Origin of the sequence: Erwinia sp. MYb416 (genome assembly GCF_037479575.1) — a bacterium.
In the GTDB taxonomy this organism is placed as follows: Bacteria; Pseudomonadota; Gammaproteobacteria; order Enterobacterales; family Enterobacteriaceae; genus Erwinia; species Erwinia rhapontici.
On record NZ_JBBGYT010000421.1, the window covers coordinates 82226 to 91211 of the forward strand.

Genomic DNA, 8986 nt, shown 5'->3' on the forward strand with positions numbered 1-8986 from the left:
CGCATGACAACCTTAAGCTGTAAAGTGACCTCAGTAGAGGCTATTACCGATACCGTGTACCGCGTACGAATGATCCCTGAAGCTGATTTTAGCTTCCAGGCGGGTCAGTATTTGATGGTGGTGATGGATGAAAACGACAAACGTCCGTTCTCACTGGCATCAACGCCGATGGAAAAAGACATTATTGAGCTGCATATTGGTGCCTCTGAGCTGAACCTCTATGCGATGGCCGTAATGGAACGTATCCAACAGCAGCGTCAGATCACCGTTGATATTCCTCATGGTGATGCATGGCTACAAGAGGGCGAACGTCCGCTGGTATTGATTGCTGGCGGCACAGGTTTCTCCTATGCGCGTTCCATTTTGCTGACAGCATTGTCGCAGCAGCCGGATCGCCATATTGCGATCTACTGGGGTGGGCGCGAGCTGAAACACCTGTACGATCTGGATGAACTGAACGCCCTGGCGATTAAGCACCCGAACCTGAGCGTTATTCCGGTGGTCGAGCAACCTGAAGAGGGCTTTACCGGCCGTAATGGCACCGTTCTGACCGCTGTCATGCAGGATTATGGCTCTCTTGCCGATCACGATATCTACATAGCTGGTCGTTTTGAGATGGCTAAAATCGCCCGTGAACGCTTCTGTGCTGAACGTGGTGCACAGGAATCGCGCATGTTTGGCGATGCTTTTGCCTTTATCTGATAGTAAGGGGCAGCCTGGCTGCCCCTTGTTTTTACCCGTGTTGAAAGCTAAACGCGTTCGAACACCGTTGCGATCCCCTGTCCCAACCCGATGCACATGGTGGCAAGGCCAAATTGCGCATCCCGTCGTTCCATCAGATTAAGCAGTGTGGTGCTGATACGCGCTCCTGAGCATCCCAGTGGGTGGCCTAATGCAATCGCGCCGCCATTCAGATTCACCTTCTCGTCGAGCTGATCCATTAACCCCAGATCCTTAATACAGGGCAGGGTTTGTGCCGCAAAGGCTTCATTCAATTCAAACACACCGATATCGCTGGCGTTCAGCCCGGCACGTTTCAGCGCCAGCTGTGATGCCGGAACAGGACCGTACCCCATAATTGACGGGTCACAGCCGACAACGGCCATTGCGCGGATCCGGGCTCGCGGTGTGAGGCCAGACTCCCGTGCGAGTGACTCGCTCATCACCAGCATGGCGGCTGCGCCGTCGGAGAGTGCTGAACTGCTGCCCGCCGTCACGGTACCGTTCACTGGATCAAATGCCGGGCGCAATGCTGCCAGATTTTCCACGGTGGTATCCGGGCGAATAACTTCATCGGTGTCATAGCGTTTTAATACACCATCGGCGTCATGCCCGGATACAGACACAATTTCACTGGCGAAATGCCCGGCTTCCGTTGCTGCCCAGGCGCGCTGATGGGATCGCGCGGCAAACTGATCCTGCATCTCACGACTGATACCGTGAATTTTTGCCAGCATTTCAGCCGTCAGGCCCATCATTCCCGCCGCTTTCGCGACATTGCGGCTCAGCCCGGGATGGAAGTCGACGCCGTGATTCATCGGTACGTGACCCATGTGTTCTACGCCGCCAATCAGGCAGGCGCGGGCATCGCCCACCATAATGGCGCGTGCGGCATCGTGCAGTGCCTGCATCGACGAGCCACACAGGCGGTTGACGGTGGTCGCGGGCACGCTATGAGGGATTTCCGCCAGCAGAGCCGCATTACGCGCAATATTAAATCCCTGTTCCAGCGTCTGCTGAACGCAACCCCAATAGATGTCATCCAGCAACGCGGCGTCCAGCGCAGAATTGCGGCTGAGCAGGCTACGCATCAGATGAGCTGAAAGGTCTTCGGCACGTACATGGCGAAATGCGCCACCTTTCGAACGTCCCATTGGCGTGCGAATGGCATCAACGATCACAACTTTTTCCATTTTGATTTCCTCACGCCGTTTTCAAAGAGAGATCATTCAGGGGAACCGCCAGCGGATACCAGCTTCCGCCCTGCGCTGCCTTATCCCGTAACCCGTCCGGCAGATGATAAAGCGGACCGAGTACAGTGAGCGGTTCAGCCTGAGCAACAAACTGATCGCTGCCAAGGGTGTCCAGATAGCGGAACGCGCCGCCGTGGAACGGTGGGAAGCCAAGGCCGTACACCAGCGCCATATCGGCTTCCGCCGGACTGGCAATAATGCCTTCTTCCAGACAGCGAACCACTTCGTTAATCATGGGGATCATCATGCGCGCGATAATTTCCTCATCGCTGAACACGCGTTTAGGCTGGCACACGGTCTGCAACAAACGATCGGTTTCGGCATCCGTCACCTTTTTCGCTTTACCTTTATTGTCGGTTTCCCAGCGCCAGAATCCTTGCTGGTTTTTCTGGCCGTAGCGTTTTGCTTCAAACAGGATATCGATGGCATCCCGGTACTCTTTCTTCATACGTTGCGGGAAGCCCTCTGCCATAACGCGTTGCGCATGATGCGCTGTATCGATGCCTACCACATCCAGCAGCCACGAGGGGCCCATTGGCCAGCCGAACTGTTTTTCCATCACCTTATCAACCTGACGGAAGTCGGCGCCGTCGCGCAGCAGCAGACTGAAGCCAGCGAAGTAGGGGAACAGCACGCGGTTCACAAAGAATCCTGGACAGTCATTGACGACAATCGGTGTCTTGCCCATTTTGCTGGCCCAGGCCACCACTTTGGCGATGGTGCTTTCAGCGGTTTTTTCTCCCCGGATAACCTCAACGAGTGGCATACGGGGCACCGGGTTGAAGAAGTGCATACCGCAGAAATTTTCCGGGCGGGTGAGTGCTTTAGCAAGCTGGCTGATGGGAATGGTCGAGGTGTTCGATGCCAGAATCGTATCCGGGCGAATGTGACTTTCTGTTTCGGCCAGTACGGCCGCTTTCACCTGCGGATTTTCTACTACCGCTTCTACTACCACATCAACCCGATCGAACCCCGTATAGTGAAGCGTGGGTTGAATGGTGCTGATGACTCCTGCGAGCGTCAGACCATCAATCTTGCCGCGTACCAGCTGCTTATTCAGCAGTTTTGCGGCTTCATTCATCCCCAGCGTCAGCGATGTGTCGCTGATATCTTTCATGATAACCGGCACGCCTTTCCAGGCGGACTGATAAGCGATGCCGCCGCCCATGATGCCGGCACCCAGCACGGCGGCCTGTTTTGGCGTTTCGACGTCGCGGGTCAGTTTCTTCGCTTTGGCTTTCACCGCCTGATCGTTAAGGAAAATCCCGACCAGGGCACGGGCTTCATTCGATCGTGCCAGGGGAACAAACGCAGCCGTTTCCAGTTTCAGTGCTTCATCACGTCCCAGACGTGCGGCGGCTTCAATGGTTTTCACGGCGGTCAGTGGGGCCGGATAGTGTTTCCCGGCGGTTTGCATCACCATAGCTTTGGCCGTGGTGAAACTCATTGCGGCTTCGATTTTATTCAGTTTTAGCGCTTCCAGCTTGCACTGGCGGCGTCCCCGCCACGGCTGTCGGCCGGAGATAGCTTCTTTCAACACGGATAATGCGGCGGCATCCAGTTTATCCGCAGCCACGACAGCATCTACCAGACCCACTTTCAGCGCCTGAGCGCCATCAATATCTTTACCTGCGGCAATAATCTCCAGCGCACTGTCAGCTCCCAGCAGACGTGGCAGGCGCACGGAACCGCCGAAACCTGGCATGATGCCAAGCTTCGTTTCCGGCAGGCCAATGCGGGTATCGGCAGTCGCGATACGGAAATCCGTTGCCAGCACGCATTCGCATCCGCCACCCAATGCATAACCACGGATGGCCGAAACGGTGGGGACAGGCAAATCTTCCAGCCGATTAAAGATGCTATTAGCAAAGCCCAGCCATGCTGTCAGTTTTTCTTCCGGGGCGATAAACAGTGAGAGGAATTCCGTGATATCGGCACCGACGATAAAGGCCGTTTTGCGCGAGGTTAGTAGAACGCCGCGCAGGGTGGGTTGCTGTTCCAGCACCGAGATAGCTTCACCGAGGCTGGCAACCGTCTGTGTATCCAGCTTGTTCACCGAGCCGGGCGCATCAAAAACCAGTTCGGCTATGCCGTCTTCCAGCCAGTCGAGGGATAGGGTTTCGCCTTGGTAGAGCATGTGTGTCTCCTGTGCCGCGATAAGGGGATCTGGTCATACCAGATGATCGTGAGTGTGGGATTGGTGTTGCTTATTTGCAAACGATACGTTGTCGATTTGCAAACAAGATCACAACTGCGGCAAAACGCCATACCCCTGCTGGCTGTGGTAAGATGCCGACAATTTCGTAATAACGGAGACAGGAAGATGGAGTCACTGGTTACGCTTTATCAGCAGCATGTTAAAACGTTACAGCAGCGCGCACAGCAGGTACTGGCGCGGCACAATCTTGATGCCATGCTGATTCATTCCGGGGAATTACTGACGGTATTTCTCGACGATCACACGTATCCCTTTAAGGTTAATCCTCAGTTCAAAGCCTGGGTGCCGGTCACTCAGGTGCCAAACTGCTGGCTGTGGATCGACGGTGTGAACAAACCGAAACTGTGGTTCTATTCCCCTGTTGATTACTGGCACAACGTTGAGCCTTTACCGAACAGTTTTTGGACGAGCGAAATTGACATCGTCGGCCTGAAAAGCGCGGATGACATTGGTCAGCAGTTGCCTGTGCAGCGCCAGAATGTGGCCTACATTGGCCCGGTGCCTGCACGAGCGACTCAGCTTGGATTCAGTGCCGAAGCGATTAATCCTCAGGGCGTGATCGACTTCCTGCATTATCACCGTGCTTATAAAACGGGTTATGAGCTGCACTGCCTGCGTCAGGCGCAGAAAACAGCCGTGACCGGTCATCGTGCGGCGAAAGAAGCGTTTCTGTCGGGTATGAGCGAGTTCGACATTAATGTCGCCTATCTCAGCGCGACCGGCCACCGCGATACCGATGTTCCTTATGGCAATATCATTGCCCTTAACGAACATGCAGCGGTGCTGCACTACACTAAACTCGAACATCAGCTCCCTGAACAGCGCCGCAGTTTCCTGATCGATGCAGGTGCCGAGTATAACGGCTACGCGGCAGACCTGACCCGCAGCTATGCGGCTAATGAGAAGAGCGACTATGCGCAGTTGATCCGGGATATGAACGCTGAAGAGCTGGCGTTGATTGCCACGATGAAAGCGGGCGTGCGCTATACCGAATACCATCAGCAGATGCATTACCGTATCGCCAGTCTGTTGTTGAAACACCAACTGGTGAATGGCATCAGCGCGGAAGCCATGGTGAAAGAGGATCTTACGGGGCCCTTTATGCCTCATGGCATCGGCCATCCGCTGGGCTTACAGGTGCATGACGTTGCAGGTTTTATGCAGGATGACCAGGGGACACATCTAGCCGCCCCTGCGCAGTATCCTTACCTGCGTTGTACCCGCATGCTTGAGCCTGGAATGGTGCTGACGATTGAACCGGGCATCTACTTTATCGACTCGCTGCTGGCCCCGTGGCGTGCCGGTAAGTTCAGCCAGCATTTTGACTGGGCGAAAATTGATGCGCTGAAGCCTTACGGCGGTATTCGTATTGAAGATAATGTCGTGATTCATACCAACGGCGTAGAAAATATGACTCGCGATCTGCATCTGGCCTGATGGACGCTTACGATATCCCGGCTGAACTATTCAGCTTTAGCGAAGAGATCAAGAAAAGCCGCTTTATCACGCTACTGGCACATACCGAAGGTGTGGAGGCGGCGCGGGGATTCGTACAGCAGATCAAGCAGCAGCACCCAACGGCCCGGCATCACTGCTGGGCGTTCGTTGCCGGGGCACCCGATGATTCGCAACAGTTGGGATTCTCCGACGACGGGGAGCCGTCCGGTACCGCCGGAAAACCGATGCTGGCCCAGTTAATGGGTAACAATATTGGCGAAATTACGGCGGTGGTTGTGCGTTATTATGGCGGCATCCAGCTGGGAACGGGGGGGCTGGTCAAGGCCTATGGCGGTGGCGTGCAGCAGGCGTTGCGATTACTGCCCCGCAAGGTCAAGGTTCCCATGATGCAGTTCAGCCTGATTTGCGATTATGCCCAACTGGGTGATATTGAACGGATGGTCGCACGCTTTGATGGCCAGCTGATTCATACTGAGTTCCAACAGAACATTACTCTTCACCTGGCTCTGCCTCATGCGCAGGTGGCGGGCTTCAGGCAAAATCTGTCAGACTTTAGCCGGGGCGCTTTGCACTTAGCCTCGCTCACATAACACTTCATGTCAGGAAAGGAACGGCAGAATGCATTTTCGCGCCATTACCCGCATAGTGGGTTTACTGGTCATTTTGTTCTCAGGCACCATGATTGTGCCCGGGCTGGTGGCGTTAATTTACCGCGATGGGGCAGGGCGAGCATTCACTCAGACGTTTTTCATGGCGCTGATGATTGGGACGTTACTGTGGTGGCCCAACCGTAAAAAGAAGAGCGAGCTGAAGCCACGGGAAGGGTTTCTGATCGTCGTATTGTTCTGGACGGTGCTGGGTAGTGTGGGTGCTATGCCCTTTATCTTCGCAGAGCAGCCTAATCTGTCGCTGACCGATGCCTTTTTCGAATCGTTCTCCGCTCTGACGACCACCGGAGCCACCACGTTGGTGGGGCTGGATGCATTGCCGAAGGCGATTTTGTTTTATCGCCAGATGCTGCAGTGGCTGGGGGGGATGGGGATCATCGTACTCGCCGTAGCGATCCTGCCTATTCTTGGGGTGGGGGGAATGCAGCTCTACCGTGCCGAAATGCCTGGCCCGTTGAAAGACAATAAAATGCGGCCGCGTATTGCTGAAACAGCGAAAACGCTCTGGCTGATTTATGTGCTGCTGACGATTGCCTGTGCAGTGTCGCTGTGGATGGCGGGTATGTCGTTGTTTGATGCCATTGGGCACAGTTTCTCAACTATCGCCATTGGGGGGTTCTCTACCCATGATGCCAGCATTGGCTACTTTAATAGTCCGACTATTAATACCATCATCGCCGTCTTCCTGCTGATTTCTGGCTGTAACTACGGCCTGCACTTCTCGTTACTGAGCGGGCGCAACTTACGCGTGTACTGGCGTGACCCTGAATTTCGTATGTTTATCGGCGTACAGATTACACTGGTGATTATCTGTACTCTGGTGCTGTGGTTTCATAATGTCTATCAGACAGGAATGCAGACCATTAATCAGGCTTTCTTCCAGGTGGTATCGATGGCAACCACCGCAGGTTTCACGACGGACAGCATTGCGCGCTGGCCTCTCTTTTTACCCGTATTGTTACTCTGTTCTGCTTTTATTGGTGGCTGTGCGGGTTCGACGGGCGGTGGCCTGAAGGTGATCCGTATTCTGCTGTTGTTTAAGCAAGGGTCGCGAGAACTGAAAAGGCTGGTACACCCTAATGCGGTATACACCATTAAATTGGGTAGCCGTGCGCTGCCTGAACGCATTCTTGAAGCGGTGTGGGGGTTCTTCTCTGCCTATGCATTAGTATTCATCCTCAGCATGCTGGCGATCATCGCTACTGGTGTTGATGACTTCTCTGCATTTGCGGCGGTGGCAGCAACGCTGAATAATCTTGGCCCGGGCCTTGGTGTGGTGGCGGACAACTTTACCTCAATGAATGATACCGCCAAATGGATACTGATTTTGACGATGCTGTTCGGGCGTCTTGAAGTCTTCACCTTATTAGTTTTGTTTACGCCGACATTCTGGCGTGAATAAGTGAGAGTGGAATAATGAAAGCGTTAATCCTGTTTTCCAGCCGTGATGGGCAGACCCGCGAGATTGCCTTCTATATAGCTAACCAGCTAAAGGAGGTTCGGGAGTGTGATGTGTTCAACATCCAGCTTATTAACGAGATTGACTGGGCGCAGTACGATCGGGTGTTGATTGGTGCTTCTATTCGTTATGGTCACTTCCATCCAGCGGTGGCCAAATTTGTGAAAACACACCTTAATGCACTGCAGCAGCGTTCAAGTGGTTTTTTCTCGGTAAACCTGACGGCACGTAAGCCTGAGAAGCGTACACCGCAGACCAATGCTTATACTCGAAAGTTTTTGATTCAGTCGCCGTGGGAGCCTGACTGCTGTGCTGTCTTTGCGGGCGCGCTGCGGTATCCGCGCTACAGTTTCTTCGATCGCATCATGATCCAGTTGATTATGCGTATGACAAAGGGAGAAACCGATGCCAGTAAAGAAGTGGAGTATACCGACTGGCAACAAGTGGCCCGTTTTGCCCATGAATTTGCTGAATTACCGAACAAATCGCAGTAAAAAAACGCGCTTCGCTGAAAAATAACGCGCTCAGTCATTTTATTGCAATAAACACTTGTCACTCGTCGGAAACTGCCTATAATGCGCAACCACTGAGACGGCACAACGGCTTACGGCCAGCGGCTCAGGAGGTTCAGGAAGCATCTGAACCGCCGGAAAAAACTTCTCAAAAAGAAGTTGACTCCGAAGGAGGAAAGCGTAATATACGCCACCTCGCAACAGGAAGCTTCGGCACTGATTGCACCGCTCTTTAACAATTTATCAGACAATCTGTGTGGGCACTCGCAGGATTGATATCAGTCACCTCCGGGTGACAAAAAATATCAAGTCTTAAGAGTGAACACATAATGAAATTCATTATGACGTTTTACACTTGAGCATCGCTGCACTTGTTGCAGCAAATCGAACTTTTAATTGAAGAGTTTGATCATGGCTCAGATTGAACGCTGGCGGCAGGCCTAACACATGCAAGTCGAACGGTAGCACAGAGGAGCTTGCTCCTTGGGTGACGAGTGGCGGACGGGTGAGTAATGCCTGGGAAACTGCCCGATGGAGGGGGATAACTACTGGAAACGGTAGCTAATACCGCATAACGTCTTCGGACCAAAGTGGGGGACCTTCGGGCCTCACACCATCGGATGTGCCCAGGTGGGATTAGCTAGTAGGTGGGGTAATGGCTCACCTAGGCGACGATCCCTAGCTGGTCTGAGAGGATG

7 protein-coding genes and 1 rRNA gene are annotated in these 8986 nt (G+C 53.7%); 6 read left to right on the forward strand and 2 right to left on the reverse strand.

The window, feature by feature from the left end; genetic code table 11:
* Positions 1-3 precede the first annotated feature (3 nt).
* Entirely contained in the window at positions 4-702 is a 699-nt protein-coding gene (gene fre / locus WH277_RS07210) for an NAD(P)H-flavin reductase (RefSeq protein ID WP_133846817.1), read from the forward strand.
* Positions 703-749: 47 nt separating this feature from the next.
* Here the strand turns inward: fre and fadA are convergent, their stop codons facing one another.
* Together fadA and fadB are read right to left on the reverse strand one after the other, a co-directional pair.
* Positions 750-1913: an acetyl-CoA C-acyltransferase FadA gene (gene fadA, locus WH277_RS07215; protein WP_133846816.1), complete on the reverse strand. Its 1164-nt coding sequence runs from the start codon at positions 1911-1913 to the stop codon at positions 750-752.
* A 10-nt stretch (positions 1914-1923) separates the two neighbouring features.
* The gene (fadB, locus tag WH277_RS07220; protein ID WP_339505119.1) at positions 1924-4110 is read right to left on the reverse strand and encodes a fatty acid oxidation complex subunit alpha FadB; all 2187 of its coding nucleotides are present in this window, start codon (positions 4108-4110) and stop codon (positions 1924-1926) included.
* Positions 4111-4296: 186 nt separating this feature from the next.
* On the opposite strand from fadB, the gene pepQ reads away from it, so the two are divergent.
* The 5 genes from pepQ to WH277_RS07245 form a co-directional block, all read left to right on the forward strand.
* A complete protein-coding gene (pepQ, locus tag WH277_RS07225; protein ID WP_339505121.1) occupies positions 4297-5628 on the forward strand; it encodes a Xaa-Pro dipeptidase in 1332 nt (443 codons plus the stop codon).
* Positions 5628-6239, forward strand: a complete 612-nt coding sequence (locus WH277_RS07230) for an IMPACT family protein (RefSeq protein WP_133846813.1) — start codon at positions 5628-5630, stop codon at positions 6237-6239. The genes pepQ and WH277_RS07230 overlap by 1 nt, the downstream gene beginning before the upstream one ends.
* Positions 6240-6267: 28 nt before the next feature.
* Entirely contained in the window at positions 6268-7719 is a 1452-nt protein-coding gene (gene trkH, locus WH277_RS07235; protein WP_133846812.1) for a Trk system potassium transporter TrkH, read from the forward strand.
* 14 nt (positions 7720-7733) lie between these two features.
* On the forward strand, positions 7734-8270 hold the full coding sequence (gene hemG, locus WH277_RS07240; protein WP_159338551.1) for a menaquinone-dependent protoporphyrinogen IX dehydrogenase: 537 nt from the start codon (positions 7734-7736) through the stop codon (positions 8268-8270).
* 411 nt (positions 8271-8681) lie between these two features.
* Positions 8682-8986: ribosomal RNA gene (locus WH277_RS07245) — 16S ribosomal RNA — on the forward strand; the annotation flags it as partial.

Excerpts from the sequence above, each read along its gene's own strand:
- fre (WP_133846817.1), top strand. The coding sequence starts at position 4 with ATGACAACCTTAAGCTGTAAAGTGACCTCAGTAGAGGCTATTACCGAT.
- fadA (WP_133846816.1), bottom strand. The coding sequence starts at position 1,913 with ATGGAAAAAGTTGTGATCGTTGATGCCATTCGCACGCCAATGGGACGT.
- fadB (WP_339505119.1), bottom strand. The coding sequence starts at position 4,110 with ATGCTCTACCAAGGCGAAACCCTATCCCTCGACTGGCTGGAAGACGGC.
- pepQ (WP_339505121.1), top strand. The coding sequence starts at position 4,297 with ATGGAGTCACTGGTTACGCTTTATCAGCAGCATGTTAAAACGTTACAG.
- WH277_RS07230 (WP_133846813.1), top strand. The coding sequence starts at position 5,628 with ATGGACGCTTACGATATCCCGGCTGAACTATTCAGCTTTAGCGAAGAG.
- trkH (WP_133846812.1), top strand. The coding sequence starts at position 6,268 with ATGCATTTTCGCGCCATTACCCGCATAGTGGGTTTACTGGTCATTTTG.
- hemG (WP_159338551.1), top strand. The coding sequence starts at position 7,734 with ATGAAAGCGTTAATCCTGTTTTCCAGCCGTGATGGGCAGACCCGCGAG.